The organism is Bacillus sp. FJAT-25509 (assembly GCF_001420605.1).
Lineage (GTDB): Bacteria > Bacillota > Bacilli > Bacillales > Bacillaceae_G > Gottfriedia.
This window is the reverse complement of sequence record NZ_LJIZ01000023.1, coordinates 101,124-118,782: the sequence shown is the minus strand read 5'-3', so window position 1 is coordinate 118,782 and position 17,659 is coordinate 101,124. Positions and strand designations below refer to the sequence as shown.

Below are 17,659 nucleotides of genomic sequence, written 5' to 3'. Positions count from 1 at the left end.
TAAAATTTAGTGGGATATATATTAATTATTGTATTTATTTAGTCACTCAATATAAGAGTTAGTTTAACATTTCCAAACACTCATCTTTAAAAACCTACTATCCTCTTAAAAGCGTGTTTAAGAAATACAATTATTGATAAATTTTCATATTGAAAAGGAGAGTTTTAATGAAAATCAGTAAAATGAATGCATTTAAAGTAATGACTACCGCAGCTTTATCATCTTTAATTTTTTCATCTTATACTGCACTCGCATCTGCAAAACAATCAACACCACTTTCTAAACCACTTAACTTTCAAGAACCGCATAAACTAGATCAAAAAGGGAAAGAAAACCTATATAAAGATGGTCAAAAAGCAGAAAAGAATTATAAACCAACTGATAAAGTTCGTTTTATCGTTGAAGTTGCACAGCCTTCAACTACTAATCTTACATCTGCTAACAAAAGATCATTATTCAAAGAAAAGCAAGACAAAGTAATGGACGGAATCAAAAAGAATAATAGGGCTAAATCGCATTCTCCAAAGCTAAAACAACGCTTTTATGAAGGATTTAATGGATTGAGTGTTGAGACAGAGTATCAAAACTTGAACGAGATTAAGAAAACTCCTGGTGTAACTAGCGTACATATTGCAAGAACATTCCACGAAACGATGGCAGCAAGCAAAGAATTAGTACAAGCTCAAAAGGTTTGGAGTCAATATGGTTACCAAGGTGAGGGATTACTTGTAGCAATTATTGATTCAGGTATTGATTACACACATAAAGATATGTCGATCACGGAAAAGGGAAAACAAAAAGAAAAATTAACTAAAAGTGGAATACAAAGTAAATTAGATGCTACAGCAGTATGGGATATTTGGTACACAGATAAAGTACCAACTGGTTATGACTGGGCTGATCATGACACCGATGTTATCCCACGAGGTGATGGTAGTCCACATGGTACACATGTTTCAGGAATCGTCGGTGCAAATGGTGATGACTCAACTGGTGGGGTTCAAGGTATAGCTCCAGGTACACAATTATTGGCTGAGAAAGTATTCTCGGATAATGATGCAGCTGCTTACGAGGACGATATTATTGCTGGTATTGAACATGCTGTAACAATGGGCGCAGATGTAATCAATATGAGTTTAGGTGTAGATGCAGGATATGTTAGTGAAGATGACGACCCTATTCAAAAAGCAATTCGAGTTGCAACAGAACATGGTAGCCTCGTAGTAGTAGCGGCGGGTAATTCGGCATACAGTACTGATTATCCATTACCTTTTCCTTCTGCCCAACAACCTTATGCAGAAGATCCTGATATTGGGACAGTCGGTGCACCAGGAGTCAGCCCATATGCTTTATCGGTTGCATCCTATGAAAATACTAAAATGCATTTAAACACGTTAGGTGATGCAAGTGGTTTTAAACTTCCTTTCCAAGATCAAACAATGTTTGCCCCAAGTGTTAATTTTAAGCTTTCTAAAAACTTGACACTTGGTCAGGAATATGAACTAGTATATGTCGGCGAAGGAGCATCTAATGCTGATTTTACTAATAAAAATGTAGAAGGAAAAATTGTAGTAGCAAAATTCAAAAATCAATATACTTACTACTCCTTCTTACAATTTAATGCTGCACGAGCTAAAGCTAAAGCAGTAATTGCAATTCCACCTGATGATTTACCTGATTATCCTTACTTGGGTTGGAGCGAGTACTCCATCCCGGCTGCTACAACTGGTAAAGCAGTAGGGCAAGAGTTAATAAATAAACTAACAAGTGGACAAATTGTAAAAATGAAATTAGCGGGCGATACTTGGGTCGATAATGTTAACAAAAACAAAATGTCTAGTTTTTCATCGTATGGTACGCCATCAACATTAGATTTTAAACCTGAAATTTCTGCTCCTGGTGGAAATATTTATTCAACTGTACCTGGAAATGATTATGAAGTGATGAGTGGAACATCTATGGCAACCCCTCATGTTGCGGGTGGTTCAGCTTTAGTGTTACAGTCACTTTATGAAAAAGGGCTACAACATTCTGAAGATACCGCTTTAAAAGCAAAAATTGCATTAATGAACACATCAAGTATTGTAATGGATCCAAAAACTAATGGAGAGGTTCCTTATTCTCCTCGCTTACAAGGCGCTGGTTTAATGCAAATTCAAAATGCAATCAACACTCCGATTATTGTTACAAGTAGAAACACACCTTTAGAACAAGCTGGCGCTGTAGCATTAAAAGAAATCGGCAAAAATACAAGTTTTAAATTAAACGTAGATGCTTTTGATGCACCTAAAGGTAAAAATAATAGTGCTGATATTGAATACAATGTTTATGTTGACTTGCTTAAGGATAAAACTGAAACGAAGCAATTTGACTTAGATAACGATGGAACGATGGATTCAAAAGATTATCTAACTTTAACTAGTGAACGAATTCAAGGTGCATCGATCACAGTAAATGATAATAAAGTAACAGATAAAACTGGAGCATTACTAAAAATTAAACCTGGCCAATCAAAAATGTTAACTGTGAATGTTTCTTTACCTGATTCAATAAAGAATAATAGTTTCGTAGAAGGATTTGTACGTCTAGTTCCTGTTGACAAGAGTAAAGCAGTTACTATATCAGTTCCATATATGGGCTTTTACGGAAAATGGGATGAACCACGTAATATAGATGCTCCAGCATGGGATAAAGATGCATTTTTAGGCTATACGGCACTATGGGATGAATATTCTGGAAGTGCACCAAAGGGGTATGATGGTAAAACTGGAACTTTCAATTTAAATAAAATTGCCATCTCTCCGAACTATCATTTACAAGGTATATATGCTGGATTTACAGCATTACGAAATTTACAAAAAACTGAAATGTATATTAAAGACCAATCAGGAAAAATCGTTAATTACTTAGGAGACTTTAGTGAATTTACAGGAACACCTTGGAAATTTAGAAAAAATATTATGTCATACGGTGATTATTCTTATGCTGACAGTTACTATTGGAATATGACTGATCAGTTAGGCAATCTTGTACCTGATGGAACTTATCAATATGTAATCAGAACAACTCTAGACTATCCAGGTGCTAGACCACAAGAAGTAAAAATGCCAGTAAAAGTAGATTCTACTCTACCAAAGGTTACAGATATAAAAGTAACACCAACTAATGGTAAATATGAAATTTCATGGAAAGGTACAGATAACGAAAACGGCAGTGGTTATGTTGCTTCATCTGTTTGGGTTGACGGTAATAACTATATGCCAGGCTCAGCACAAACATTAGTAGTAAATACAGAACCGAAAAGTATTGTCGTTATTGGAGCTGACAATGCATTTAATCACTCATACACAGTCTGGGGAGATCAGAGTCCAAAATATATGAGTGATTGGATGGTTCTTTCAAATGCTAGTGTATATCCTACAACTAAAATAAATAAAGATAGACAAGCAGATATCGACTATTTTGCTCAAAATAGAAGTGATTGGACATTCAATGTAAAAGATGCAAATGGTAATGTCGTCGATACGATTGCATTTAAAAATGAAAAAGAAATCCATACAACATGGGTACCAAAGCCTGACCTTCCGAATGGCACGTACTATATCTCTGCTGATGTAGTTACGAAGGATGGATTTAAAATTACTTCTACACCTAAAAAAATAACAGTAGTACAATAATTAAAAAAGCTATCCTTCCTGATTTAAGGAATTGATAGCTTTTTTGATTAATATAAACCCACTCGTACTATAGGCTTAACCCTATTTCCGAAAATAAAAACCACAATCAAACTAAGACTCATAGCGGATTGAGGTTTTTTTAGTTTAATATACTACGGTTTTACCAATGTCACTTTGTATTTTCCAGCAGGCATGTCAGCTGTTGGAGCCCATACTTTATAAGCATTCTCATTATTTTTTTCTGTCCAAGTGTCAACCACATTTCCATTAGGATCTTCAATCGTAAATTTCAGTTTAATTTTTTCACACCGACTCCTAAAATATGACCCGGCTCCTCTTGCTCTTTTTACTTTATTATCTAATTGTTTCTTGGAAAGTTCGCTGAGCTAACAGTCGGTAAAGAATCTGCAAGCTTTATCATATCTTTAAATGCTAAATTACCTGATATAACTACGATATATTCAGAATCGTGGTAGAATATAAATTCTTTTTTGTTTTTCTTGTAAGAATAATATTTTCTCTTACCACTATCACTTTTTAAGGTATTTATACCAGATGATTCGAAAGGAAACTCTTTATATTTAGCAACTGCTACGATATTTTTATGATCTGCAAATGACCAAATCTCTGGATTAGAATCAGTAGATGTGGCAACTACAAATTTTTCAAAAGGTAATTTTAAACCACCTTTATCTTTAAAATACTGTCCATTCTTCACATCTAAAGTAATCAAACTTCGGATTCTCCATAAATTCTTTTCATTTTCATAATCAAATACAGCAAAGTTACTATCCAGTTCTTGAGTATTCAATATGACTATACTTCTATTTCCTAATGTGGCTTCATTTACGATTGAATCCTTTGAAGGACTCGATTTTGAGTTATCTTTAAAATGAAACTCATACTGGTGGATAGCTGCTTTAGAAGGTGAAGAATCTTTCTCAGTAGCTTCTTTTACAGCAACTAATTCTAATTCACGATTCTGTTTAATTTTGCTAACTTCTTGTGAATTGCTTGTTTTTTGTAGATTATTATCTTTTGAATTAAATGGTGTACAGCCTGCTAGGGTAATAAGTAGAATTATAGCTTGAGATAAACAAATCGCTCTTTTCATTTTACTTTGATACGCTTGCGCTTGTTACACCCGGCGGAATAGCTGATTCCCTAGCTACTGCCAGTTTATATTTAGGACCATAAGGTGAAACTGTTACTTTTGATGTTTGACCACAAGAGTTTGTTAAGTAATAATATGTACCTGTCCATGATTCTTTATATGAACCGTAGTCATTCCATCCCATTTTGCCTGATTTAATTGTAACTTCAGATGATTCAGTTGTTGACCATTTTTGTCCAGCACTTATATCAAAACCGACAGTAGTTTTTACTGGCCCCCACTTAAATTCTCCAGAAGCACTGAATCCTGCATTGATGGTTTGTTCTGAACCAATTTGAGAAACTTTTTTCATATTAGAGCTTGTTGTATTTGCATATCTAGTTCCTGATTTTTTATTTTCAAAATTACCAGATATTAATCTTCCATCATACTCATATCCAGCTATACATTGCACTCCATTGGTAGTAATTGGTTTCGTTTTAGGTTTAAGCGGATCATTCGGTAATTTGTAAGTACTTCCCGCAGTTGTTAATTTTACAAGATCCTCTTTAGGGATTTCAATTTTCTTTCCATTAACATAATAATATGCAGCTATTGCAGTACCTTGCTTGGTTGTATCTACAACTGGTTTTTTTGTTGCGGCTGAAGCATTCGAAGTAAACGGAACTGCTAACAGTGAAGCGCATAGTGCAATAGAACCGAGTTTTAAGCTTGTCTTCTTAAAATTCATTTTCTCATCTCCTATATTTATTATTTGTTCTTTATTGAGAACAACACTATTCCCAGTCAGAACATTTTCTATTATATTTTTAATAATATAACCAAAAACCAATTTTTACCATAAAAGGTTTATGTTTCCATAAATATTTCTTTATATTCTTCTAATTTAGACAAAAAAAAGAGTCGTTATGACTCTTTTCCCTCTACCAGTATATTTTTTCGTTCCAACGCATCCGTTTACACCATTGCCTTGTTTCACTTGACATAAATTCTATATTCGACTGAAACGTACCACTGCCGTTCCATTCAGTAATCCATTCTTAGAACCATTTTCACCAGTGATTTCTGGGTAATTATACCTCTATTTATATAAACTTTTATCTTTCTTTCCGATCACCGATTTATAATCCTAGATCAGTTAAAACACCATCTAAATCTTTTCCTTTATATTTCTTAACTGGTTTACCTGCATTGTCGTTCCATGGATTTTGCATTAAATAGTTATTAATTACGTACTGCATATCTTTCTCATCAACTACGCCATCATAGTTGATATCTGCATCACGTTTATTTGTTCCCCAATACGTTTGAATGTATAGAGCATCTTTCACGTCAATTACATTATCTTTATTAACATCTCCACCAGGAATATAAGAATAGTCAACTGGTTTAGATCCTGCAGTAACTTTACCGTCTTCTTTTATACCAACTGTAAAGTCTTTCTTGAATGTGAAGTGTCCTGGTACGTCAATTGATAATGTAAATTTCTTATCTGTTATTGGTAATCTAGATGTAAAACCTGCTGGAGCAGTTGCACTATATCCTAAAGGATCAGCTACTCCGTATTCTTTACCATCAGAATCTTTCACACTAATTTTTGAACCAGCTTTATTATAGTCAAGATTTTTCATATTAATATTCCCTGCATTGTCAATTCCTGTAGCCATTCCTTCTGCCTGAACCATACTTCTCATAAGAGAATAAGTAGGAGTAACATAGAAATAAGGTTGAATGCCTTGAGTTGTTACCTTACTGTCATCCACATTTGTATAAACTGCGCTAAAGAATCTAGATGTACCAGCTGGATCTTCAAATGTCATTGGTCCTTTGTAGTAGACATCTTTTGCTTTAAATGTTACGTCTACTAATGAAGCATCTCCTGTAATACCTGATGTTGCAAGGTCCCCAAGTGCTGTTGCTGTAATTGTCATTTTATTGTAAGTACTATTAAAAGGTGTAGATGTATATTGAACATCTAGTTTTCCTTTATAATCTCCTTTAGCTTGTACACTCACCATATCTAAGAACTTAGAAGGATAAATGAAAGTGTATTCAGCTTTTTTCACCTTAGATGCTACATTTTTCGTTGAGAATGTTACTGTTGTTGAATCTCCCATGTTGATACGTTGTTTATCTGAAATTGCTGTAGTATAAGCAGTTCCTTTTTTAACAAAGTAAACGTCTCTAGTACTACCATAATTTTCAACAGTTGATTTATTTCTGTCATAGAAGTCATACTGTGTAATTGCTAAGGTATTTGGGCCAGCTGTTGATAATGGTATTGTTGAATTAAAGTTACCATTAGTGTCTACTGGGATATTAATTTCGGCAGAATTATTTGGATTGTAATAATACATCTTATTTTCGCCTTGTGAAGCAGGAATGCCTGCTGCTTGCATTTCTGCAATGTCTTTATCAAATGCAGCACCTGTTACTGTAACTGTTTTGTCAGTTGCATTAGCAGTTTCAACGATTTGACCTGGTTCATAATTCATTGTAACCTTTGCCTCTTTCTCTCCATAATAAACAGGAGCATCACTAGTGAAGGTAGCACCTTTATCATTTGTACCAACCATTCTAATTTTCCATAATCCTGGGTCAACTTCCTTATAATCAAATGTAACTGGACTGTCCGGGTTTCCTGTTAATGGATAATATTGTCCACCGTTTAATACACCGCGGAAATAATATTCCATCCCCTCATCTGCACCCATTCCATCCGCTGTGCCTAGGTAACCAATTTCTTCGTTTGTTTTTGGATCAACAAGGAAGAAATCAAACGTACGCATGTGAGATTTTAGTTTAAAGTCCACTCCAATTGACCACTTTGTCGCATTACTACCTGCTTCATAAGGTATAGTGAAAGCGGCTGGATCTCCTTTTACATAATCAATTCCTTCATCAACTGTATGAATGGCAAACGGTACTTTATACGATTCATCAGGGTTCTTTTGATTTGTGTAAACAACATACCCTTCATAAGTACCAAGTTTAGCACTTTTAGGAACGTTGATTGTAGCATCCATATTCACACTACTATATCGTTTTACTTTTATAGAAGATTTCACATCTAACGTAACCCCATTAGCAGCTGCATCTTGGTCTGCTCTAGAGTCATTTGTAAATCGTGCGCCCAATGTTTGGAATTGAACTTTTACATCATATGTTTTATCTTCAGAACTTTTATTGAATAAAGTCATTGAACGAGAATCTGATAGAACCTTACCATCAACAGCTTGTTCACCAAAGCTTAAAGCTCCAGTAATATTTTTAATTGTTTTAATTCCTTTACTTGCAAGAGTAGCACTACCCGCATCTTTAGCATCACTGCTTAATGTTTTCGTTTTGTCTTTCACTTGAATTTCCGTCCCAGCATGAACAGCTTTGTACGGATTTACTAAACCTGCACCTACTTCATATACACTATATTTATCATTTAATGGATCTGCTGTATTCATTAGCGTTGCCTTAATATCAGCTGGCGTCATGTCTGGGTGAGCTTGTTTTAATAATGCTGCTACACCTGATACATTCGGTGTTGCCATCGATGTGCCAGACAAACGTTCATACGCATATTGATAATCAGTTAATGGATTACCATTATCATCTTTATGCATAAAAGAAGGTACAGTTGAGAATACAGACACTCCTGGTGCTGTTACTTCTGGTTTAATATCATATAATACACGAGATGGACCTCTTGAACTAAAGTCCGCTAATTTATTACCTTGTGTGACAGTTTGGCTCATATTACCGAATGTAAAGTCGACTGTATTTCCTTTCGCCGCTTCAGTTAGAGGTATTTTAATTTGAATATAAGTACCTTGTAAGCTACCTACTAAAAATGTTGGAATATAGCCATATACGTTTCCTAAATATACATCTTGTAATGTATCTCCAGATGCATTCACTAAAACAACAGCCTTTGCTCCATGTGATTTAGCTCGTTTAACAATTTCTTCTATACCTAAGCTACCGCGTTGAGCAAGAACAATTTTTCCAGTTACATCGATTGGTATTGTATATTGGCCATTTGAATCTCTTTTATTATAAGAAGTTTCTTGCCCTTGTCCCACATTTACCATTTTATACGTTTTCCCTTGAAAATCCGCTACATTATCAGAAAGTCCTTGGGCAGCTAATTTCAGGTCAGCCGGTAAATCACCAGTTGATGCTTTTGCTGTTGCTGAATAATTTGGAATTGTAGCAGCAGTATCACTTGCTCCAACTGTGATTGCCAAAGGTGCATTTCCTGGAGTACCTAATGAATACATTTTACTTCCAGAATTTCCTGCTGCAACAACCGCTGTCGCTCCTGAAAGTACAGCATTATTAACCGCAATTGCTGTAGGATATAACGGGTCATTGTAGTTCGCTCCAAGTGACATACTAATGATATCCATTCCGTCTGAAACTGCTTTGTCAATTCCGGCTAAAATTGCTGAAGTTTGACCAGATCCATATGGACCAAGAACACGATAAGCGTATATATCAGCGTCTGGCGCAACTCCTGTTACTGAGTAATCTGCATTATTCTTACCTTGTCCAGCAATAATCCCAGCTACATGCGTTCCATGCTCAGTATAATAAGCTTCACCATTAGATTCAGGTTGTCCAGATTTCTTCCAATCCGCATATGTTGTTTCCATGGGGTCATTGTCATTATCAACGAAATCGTATCCGCCTTTAAAAGCACCTTTTAAATCTGGATGATTATAGTCGATACCAGTATCAATAATTCCAACTTTTACACCTTTTCCTGTAAAGCCTTCTGCATGAAGTTTTTCAACACCAGGGAATGTTACCATCGTATGAGTAGAAGATTGTTGTTCAGAAGTTGATAACTCCTTAGTAGATGGATCATCTAGCTGAACTTGTAAATCACTCCATACAGCCTGTACGGCACTTGATTTAAGCAATGATTTTACTTTATTAGCTGGGAGTGTCATTGAAACCCCATTAAAAGCTTTTTTGTAAGAACGCTTAATATTATAAGGATTTTTCTTCTCTTTTAACTCTTTACTAAAAATCATTTTTAAATCTGATTGGAATGTGTCATGTGAAGCGTCTACTTTCGCTTGAGCATCCGCTTTTGAAAGCATTGTTCCATCAGCTTCTGCAACCATGACTGCTGTATTTGCTGGTTTGTCCTTAAATTCAACAATAACAGAAGTTGTCGCTTCACTTGTTAAATCCATATCAGGAGATACTTGAAGTCCTTCTTTATCACTAACTTTTAATTGTTTAATCGCCTCACGTTGAGCTGGTGTAAGTGCCGATAAAACTTGTTCAACTTTTGACGTTGATTGTGCATGAACATTGTGTTGAATAGAAATTGGATTAAATACGCTAGTTACAAGACCCGTTGTTACTGCTAGGGTCGTAACATTTTTTTTGATTCTCTTTTTCATTTTCCCCCATCTTCCTCTCTCTCTTTTGATAGTTTTATTATATTGTGATTTGACAGGATTTTCGTTTTTACAAATTTTATCAAATACATTTTTTTATAATTCGAACATTTCCAACAACAAAAAAGATAAGGAAACAAAAATTAAATCAGTAATCCTGTCAATTTTTATAGCAAATGATTTTCTAGCTCATTACAGCATCCTTAATAATCTAGAAAAAAAACGGACCAGTCTTAAACTGATCCGTTTGCTTTTCCTATGTTATCTTAATTCTAAAAATAGTTTTAGAGGATTGGTCTTACAGATCCCCTAACAACAAAGTACACATTTTGTTCGATTAAACTTCAACACAAGTATTAAATATTTTTTTAACTATCTTTTTAATAACCTTTTCAACTCGTTTTCTTTTAGACTCTTTTTCAATTTCATCCAACCTAGAAGTGAATGTTTCAATAAATAAACTTTTATTTTCTTCATTAATAATAGACATCGATCTTTCTGCATACATCGGGAGTTGGTTTGTTGGACTTTTAACTAATTGATTAATAAGAGAATTAAATGACTCTTTGGCATATGTCTTAATGGAACATAATTTTAAAAGGATATTTACAACTTGATCTTTTGTAATAACTGAACCATTGTCACCTGCAACAATGATTTTTTGGATATTTGAAAATATCCTTTCAGGAACGTCACTTGTAATACTGTTTAAAGCAGTCATAGCTCCCCATTGAAGTCTATTATTTTTACTTTCTAAAAGCGAAAAAAATTCATTAGTATAATCGGATATTAAAGATGGTCTGCGTTCACCAATTTCATATAAAACTTTTATGCAATCATTCTGGATGTTTTTATTTTTGTTGGTAAGATTTTCAATCAGTTCTTTTACGGCGCTTTCATCATTTTGATCCGCAACTTGAATCGCTAATTCGATGTTGGCCTCTTCATCTCTACGGTTTAAAGAACTTGCTAATTTCTCTATTACTGACATTCATAATTCCACCTTTTTAGTTGAAATATCACTTTGATTATTATGCTTTCACAGTATGTACTTTAGCAAAAGCAAGTACACTCCACTTTTTGTTCTAATTAAGACTTATTCGAACCTAAATACATAATTTTTCTTGAAGAAACCATCCTATTGTCAGGAGGTGTTTATATGTCAGAGCCATTACAACCAGGGAATAAAAAACTACCTGATTTTAATGAATTAAATGATCGGATTATTGCAGAGCATGGGACAACAGGACCTACATTAGTAATTAAAACAAACTTGGATCCTAAAGATTCTACTGAAGATAATCCTTATTATCGTAACGAAACACATACACCTAAAAAACCATTTAAAAATTATTTCGAAGAGTGATCCAAAAATGAGCACGGTTTACACCGGCTCTTTTTTTATAAAAACCGTCGATTGAATGATTTTAACGCTTAAGTACATACTAAGAAAAATATGGAAATTTCTAAAGGGAAAATGTTTATACTTTTCAATGTACTAGGAGGTATAGGATTTTGAGTCCAACAAAAAGTATGCTATCAGTCTTTGCCTTGGGTGGAATTAATGAAATTGGAAAAAATATGTATGCTATTCAATTTTTAAAAGAAATTATTCTAATAGACTGTGGTTCTAAGTTTCCAGATGAAAGTTTATTAGGAGTTGATTTAATCATTCCAGATATTACTTATCTAAAGGAAAATCAAGAAAAGATTAAAGGCTTATTTGTTACGCACGGTCATGAAGACCATATTGGTGGAATCCCATATCTTTTGAAGCAATTGAATATTCCAGTCTATGCATCGAGATTAACGCTTGGATTAATAGAGCTTAAATTAACAGAGCATGGTCTATTAGGTGAAACTGAACTAATTTTAATCGATTCTGATTCAGTTATTAAATTTGAACATTTTTCGATTTCATTTTTTAAAACAAATCATAGTATTCCTGATTGCTTAGGCATCGTATTTGAAACGCCTGAAGGAACTGTAGTACATACTGGAGATTTTAAATTTGATTTAACTCCTGTTAACAATCAATACCCAGATATTCATAAAATGGCCGAAATAGGTAGTAAAGGTGTTTTATTACTTCTATCTGAGAGTACAAATGCTGAACGGCCAGGTTCAACACCATCGGAACGGATTGTTGGAGAGCATATAGTAGATGCTTTTATGAAAGCAAAACAGAGAGTCATTATTTCAACATTTGCTTCTAATGTACATCGCGTGCAACAAATAGTTGATGCATCTATTATTACAAATCGGAAGATCGCTCTACTAGGTAGAAGCATGGTGAATGTTGTTCAAGTTGCGATGGAGCAAGGATATTTATCAATCCCTGAAGGTATGTTAATTGATAAAGATGAAATTAATAGTTTCGCACCAGAAGCTATTACAATTTTATGCACAGGTAGTCAAGGTGAACCGCTTGCAGCACTTGCCCGTCTAGCTAGTTCTAGCTTTAGAGGCGTTGACATTTATCCTGGTGATACTGTGATTTTAGCTGCTTCACCAATTCCTGGTAATGAGCGTGACGTTTCTAAAATTATCGATAATTTTTACAATCTCGGAGCAAATGTTATATATGGTTCAGGAAGTTCGACCGGAATGCATGTTTCTGGTCATGCTTATCAAGAGGAACTTAAGCTCATGCTTACATTAATGAAGCCAAAATATTTTATTCCGATTCATGGTGAGTACAGAATGCTTCACCATCATCGTTCTCTTGCTGAATCTGTTGGTGTCAAACGAAATAATATTTTTATTATTAAAAATGGTGATGTTGTCGATATTCTACAATCAGAAGCAATTCAAAGCCGAAGAATTCCAGCAGGAAATATTTATGTTGATGGAATGGGCATAGGAGATGTCGGTAACATTGTCCTTAGAGACCGAAAACAGCTTGCTGAAGATGGAATGCTTGTAATCGTCATCACAATTAATAAAATGGAAAGAAAGATTATCTCAGGTCCTGATACCATTTCAAGAGGATTTGTCTATGCACGTGACTCTGAAAGTTTATTGAAGGAAGTAAATCAAATCGTCACGTCATCTATAAATGAATTACTTGATGAAAACAAGCTCCAATGGGGAGTTATGAAGCAAAATATTAAAAAGTCACTTGGACAATTTTTATTTACGAAAACGAAGAGAAAACCGATGATTTTACCAATAATCATTGAAATATAGAACTTAAAAAACTCCCTTTTAATTATAATTAGGGAGTTTTTAATTTGATTCATTTTCTTTAATTTTAGAAATTAAATCGACCAAAGAACCGTTTTCTTGATCAAAATAGTCGTACATCGGACAAGAACTATTTTCTAACCGATTTAGAACAAACGGGATTGTAAAAGTTTCGATTTTTAATTCATCATTTACCTCATCCCAAAATAGTGGCGTAGCAACAGTTGGTTTTTCCTTTCCCCTTGTAGAGTATGGACAAATAATGGTTTTTCCTTTTGCATGCTGTATATAATCAATATAAAGACGATTCCCGCGATTTTTTTTAAATCTTTCAATCGTAAAATCATCTGGATATTTTTCAATTAAATAATGTGCAATAAAAGATGTGAATACTCTTGTTTCATCATAGGTAAGCGAATTTTCTTTAATTGGGATATGAATTTGAATTCCTTTACTTCCAGACACCTTTGGATAACTTTTTATTTGAAAAGAATCAAAGATTAATTTCATTTCCGATGCGGCCTTTATTGCTAACAGAAATGCATCTGTATTAGGTGGATCTAAATCAAATACGATTTCAATCGGGTTTTCAGCCTCAACAGTTTGAAAAGGGATATGGTATTCAATAGCTAATTGATTTCCTAACCATAGTAATGTTGATACATCATTACAAATAATAAAATTATTTCCCTCATGTTCTTTGGTTTTAATAAAACTCGGAGCATAATCTGGTCGGTTCTTTTGAAAAAAATATTCACCGTCTATTCCATTCGGAAAACGAATCGTTGTTAATAAACGATTTTTTAGAAATGGAAGCATATAAGTGGACATTTGAGCTAAATACGAAACAAAACTCTCTTTATTTATATAGGGATCTTTCCAAATTACTTTTTCTGGACTAGTAAGAGTTAATTCTTCCTCTAAATTAAGATTCCCCAATAGTAAACCATCCCAAGTACATTCATTCCAGGCATGCTGTAATTGAAAAGATATAAATTTTGCATTTGTTAATTGGTTATTTTCTATACTTTGAAACTCAAGTTCAATACAGATCCCAGGCTCAACAAATTTTATATTACCTTTTTTGCTTTTTTTATTTGCTTCGATCGCTTTAATCAAAATAACCTTCTCTTCCTCGCTAAGTCCATTTGAGAATGACCCCATTTGCAAAATATCATTTTCTTTTTTTAGACCCACTAAAAAGTTTTCGTCTTTTAAATTGAAACCTAAAATAAAGAAAAAACCTGTATAAATTTTATTACGTTTTTGAAAAAAGTAATTGTTCATATGTTACTTCCCCTAATCAGTAAGAGTACATTCTTTAGGATCTTTTTCGATAAAAGCTTGGATACTTGGTTGTCTTAATGAATGACCTTCAGTCCATTCGATGAATTGAACTTTCACAGTTAACAATGGTTGAATCCATTGAACTTCTTTTATTCTTTTCGGTTGGCTACTAAATGGATTTTTTTCTATTTTAATCGTATTAATGACTGTAGTAAGGTCTTTCCATTCTGATTTCGTTAATTTCCCTGTTCCAACATGCCCTATAAACACGAGTTGATTCTCTTCGTCATAAAGTCCTACTAAAATAGAATTAACAATTCCAGAGCGATACGTTACCCCACCGATTACAGCAATAATGTCTTTATAATTTTTTACTTTTTGCCACGCATTGTGCTTTCCATTGATCGAGTATTTACTATTTAAATTTTTACATACGATACCTTCTAAATTATGCTGTTTCGCAACCTCAAATAAAGCAACTCCTTCAGTATTATTTGGAACTAATTGAATTTGGGTGCTAGGTTGGACAGCTTCTATTAATAAATTTTGTCTCTCTTGTAGAGGTAATTGAGTAACCCATTCTCCATTGTAAAAAAGAATATCAAAAATCATATAGAAAATAGGTACAGCTTCTATAGCTGAATCAACCCGATCCATGCGCCTAATTCCATCCCTTCGCATTACCTCATGAAACGATGGATTACCATTTTGATCGAGAGCAATGACCTCCCCGTCTAAAATGATTGATTGAGCATTCGTATAGGATTTTATATTTGTTAGCTCTGGAAAAATAGTTGTACGATCATTTAATTTGCGGTTAAATAATTTAACTTCTTTTCCATCAAAATAGGTAAGGATTCTAACACCATCCCATTTAATTTGCGAAATCCACTCAGAACCAATTGGTACAGTATCTGAAGAAATAGGCTCAAAAGGAAAAATTGGATCTAGCTCCATTACTACCTCCTATTTAACTCGTTGCTTTTTTAGGCGCTTTAGTTTTAGGCTTTTTCGGAGGGGTTGCTTGTCCTTTTGTTCGATCGATACTCGCTTGTAATGCAGACATTAAATCAACAACATTTTTTTGTTCTGCCGGTTTCTCCTGTCCTGTAGCGATATAATCATTTTTATTAACTTTTTCCGAAATTAATTGTTCTAAAGCTGTACGATATGTATCAGTATAGTTTTCTGGATTAAACGTTGTCGTTAATTGTTCAACTAGCATCATACCAGCCTGTAATTCTCGTTCCGCCAATCCAGCCTTTTCAGGCACACCACCTGGAAGATTTTCAATTGCTCTAATCTCATCTGGAAAATGTAATGTTTCAAGAATAATCGCGTTTTTATATGGCCGAATAGCAGCTAAATGCTGTTTGCTACGAATCGTAATTTTTGCAAGGCCGATTTTCTTACTTTTCTTCAATATTTCCGAAAGTAGAGCATATGCCTTTGTCCCACCAGAATCGGGGCCAATATAATATGTTCGATCAAAGTAAACTGGATCAATTTCTGAAAGTTTGACAAAATCAATAATTGATACTGTTTTCAGTTCAAATTCTTCTTTTAATTTATTCATTTCCTCTTCAGTTATTTCCACAACTCTACCATTCGGTGTTTCAAATACTTTAATGATTTCTTCGGGAGTAACTTCATCATCACAACTTGCAACCTTTTTATAGTTGATGGGCGTTTTACAATCCTTATGATATTGACGAAACTTTATATCCTTATCTTCAACTGCTGAAAACAACTTTACTGGGATTGTGACTAATCCCATACTGATTGTCCCTTTCCAAACTGTATGCATATACCCACTACCTTTTTTATTTTTATGATTAGCTTTTGTTAAATGAATGGGTTTAATTCAATTTGCTTTTTTCTCCATCAGAATAAAAAAATCTTATAAAAGAAGACTAAAAAAGTTAATCAACATGAGTCTTAAATGGAGAGTCGTATGAATAACTCAAATGATTTACAAAAAATAAATAAGGAATTTCATTATATGCCTATTACATCAATATCGAGTGGCAATGGGATGGAATTAGCGAATGATTTATTTTATGAAACAAATCAAATTGTGAATTTTTGCTTATACGGAAATCCTAATTTATCAAGTGAGTGGGTATTAATTGATGCCGGTATGCCAAAATCATTTGATAATATTTTGGATATAGCTGAAAAAAGATTCGGTGAAAAACACAAATTAAAAGCGATCATACTTACTCATGGACATTTTGATCATATCGGGGGAATCTTTGATTTAGTAAAAGAATTCAATATTCCTGTTTATGCGCATGAAAAAGAGTTACCATATTTAACAGGAGAAAAGAATTATCCAGAACCAGATGGTACAGTTGAAGGTGGATTAATTGCAAAGTTATCGCCATTGTTACCAAACGAAGGAATTAATTTAGGAAAATATATCCATGTTCTTCCTGCAGATGGTTCTGTACCAGAAATGCCACATTGGAAATGGATTCACACACCGGGTCATTCACCTGGACATATTTCACTTTTTAGAGATGATGATCAATTATTGATTGCTGGAGACGCCTTTGTTAATGTTAAACAAGACTCTATTTACAGAGTTCTAACTCAAAAAAGAGAAATAAGTGGTCCTCCTAGATATTTGACGACAGATTGGGAGGCAGCATTGAATTCTGTAAAAAAACTGCAGGCTTTACATCCTAAAAAAGCAATCACAGGTCACGGCTTTCCATTGCTAGAAGACAATTTAAATGAACAATTAGACTACTTAGTTAAAAACTTCAACACAATCGCCAAACCTGATTATGGACGATATGTTTAAAAAATGACGCTCCTTAATTGGCTAAATTTATAGGTAAAAAATTAAAACTCCCTACTTTTGTAAGGAGTTTACTAAATTTAATTTTAAACTCCTTCAATGTTCATTCGGCATATTAGGAAATTTTGGAACTGAAAAAACTTTTGGAGGTTCGATTATGTTTAAATCCCCGCCATTCCTA

11 protein-coding genes are annotated in these 17,659 nt (G+C 33.9%); 4 read left to right on the top strand and 7 right to left on the bottom strand.

What is annotated here, in order from left to right; genetic code table 11:
- Nucleotides 1-167 precede the first annotated feature (167 nt).
- The gene (locus AN960_RS15835) at nt 168-3,677 is read left to right on the top strand and encodes a S8 family serine peptidase (protein WP_056473404.1); all 3,510 of its coding nucleotides are present in this window, start codon (nt 168-170) and stop codon (nt 3,675-3,677) included.
- Nucleotides 3,678-4,035: 358 nt separating this feature from the next.
- Here the strand turns inward: AN960_RS15835 and AN960_RS15830 are convergent, their stop codons facing one another.
- From AN960_RS15830 to AN960_RS15815, 4 genes are all read right to left on the bottom strand, one after another.
- The gene (locus AN960_RS15830; protein ID WP_056473402.1) at nt 4,036-4,791 is read right to left on the bottom strand and encodes a hypothetical protein; all 756 of its coding nucleotides are present in this window, start codon (nt 4,789-4,791) and stop codon (nt 4,036-4,038) included.
- 1 nt (nt 4,792) lies between these two features.
- On the bottom strand, nt 4,793-5,521 hold the full coding sequence (locus AN960_RS15825) for a hypothetical protein (protein WP_056473400.1): 729 nt from the start codon (nt 5,519-5,521) through the stop codon (nt 4,793-4,795).
- A 391-nt stretch (nt 5,522-5,912) separates the two neighbouring features.
- Complete coding sequence (locus AN960_RS15820) at nt 5,913-10,202, bottom strand: S8 family serine peptidase (protein WP_056473399.1); 4,290 nt, start codon at nt 10,200-10,202, stop codon at nt 5,913-5,915.
- Between the two features lie 334 nt (nt 10,203-10,536).
- Complete coding sequence (locus tag AN960_RS15815; protein ID WP_056473398.1) at nt 10,537-11,190, bottom strand: HEAT repeat domain-containing protein; 654 nt, start codon at nt 11,188-11,190, stop codon at nt 10,537-10,539.
- 168 nt (nt 11,191-11,358) lie between these two features.
- Here AN960_RS15815 and AN960_RS15810 point away from each other — a divergent pair, with 168 nt between their 5' ends.
- Nucleotides 11,359-11,565, top strand: coding sequence for a hypothetical protein (locus AN960_RS15810; protein ID WP_056473396.1), 207 nt, complete (start codon nt 11,359-11,361; stop codon nt 11,563-11,565).
- A gap of 149 nt (nt 11,566-11,714) precedes the next feature.
- Nucleotides 11,715-13,388, top strand: a complete 1,674-nt coding sequence (locus AN960_RS15805; RefSeq protein ID WP_056473395.1) for a ribonuclease J — start codon at nt 11,715-11,717, stop codon at nt 13,386-13,388.
- Nucleotides 13,389-13,427: 39 nt separating this feature from the next.
- Here the strand turns inward: AN960_RS15805 and ligD (AN960_RS15800) are convergent, their stop codons facing one another.
- Genes ligD (AN960_RS15800) through ku form a run of 3 tightly spaced genes read right to left on the bottom strand, consistent with a single transcriptional unit; the run spans nt 13,428 to nt 16,479 of the window.
- Nucleotides 13,428-14,672: a DNA ligase D gene (ligD, locus tag AN960_RS15800; protein WP_056473394.1), complete on the bottom strand. Its 1,245-nt coding sequence runs from the start codon at nt 14,670-14,672 to the stop codon at nt 13,428-13,430.
- Nucleotides 14,673-14,684: 12 nt separating this feature from the next.
- Complete coding sequence (gene ligD, locus AN960_RS15795; protein ID WP_056473392.1) at nt 14,685-15,629, bottom strand: non-homologous end-joining DNA ligase; 945 nt, start codon at nt 15,627-15,629, stop codon at nt 14,685-14,687.
- 13 nt (nt 15,630-15,642) lie between these two features.
- Nucleotides 15,643-16,479, bottom strand: coding sequence for a non-homologous end joining protein Ku (gene ku / locus AN960_RS15790; RefSeq protein WP_056473390.1), 837 nt, complete (start codon nt 16,477-16,479; stop codon nt 15,643-15,645).
- 135 nt (nt 16,480-16,614) lie between these two features.
- Between ku and AN960_RS15785 the strand changes: the two genes are divergently transcribed.
- Nucleotides 16,615-17,481 (top strand): MBL fold metallo-hydrolase, encoded by an 867-nt coding sequence (locus tag AN960_RS15785; RefSeq protein WP_056473389.1) that lies wholly within the window; start codon nt 16,615-16,617, stop codon nt 17,479-17,481.
- Nucleotides 17,482-17,659: the final 178 nt, after the last annotated feature.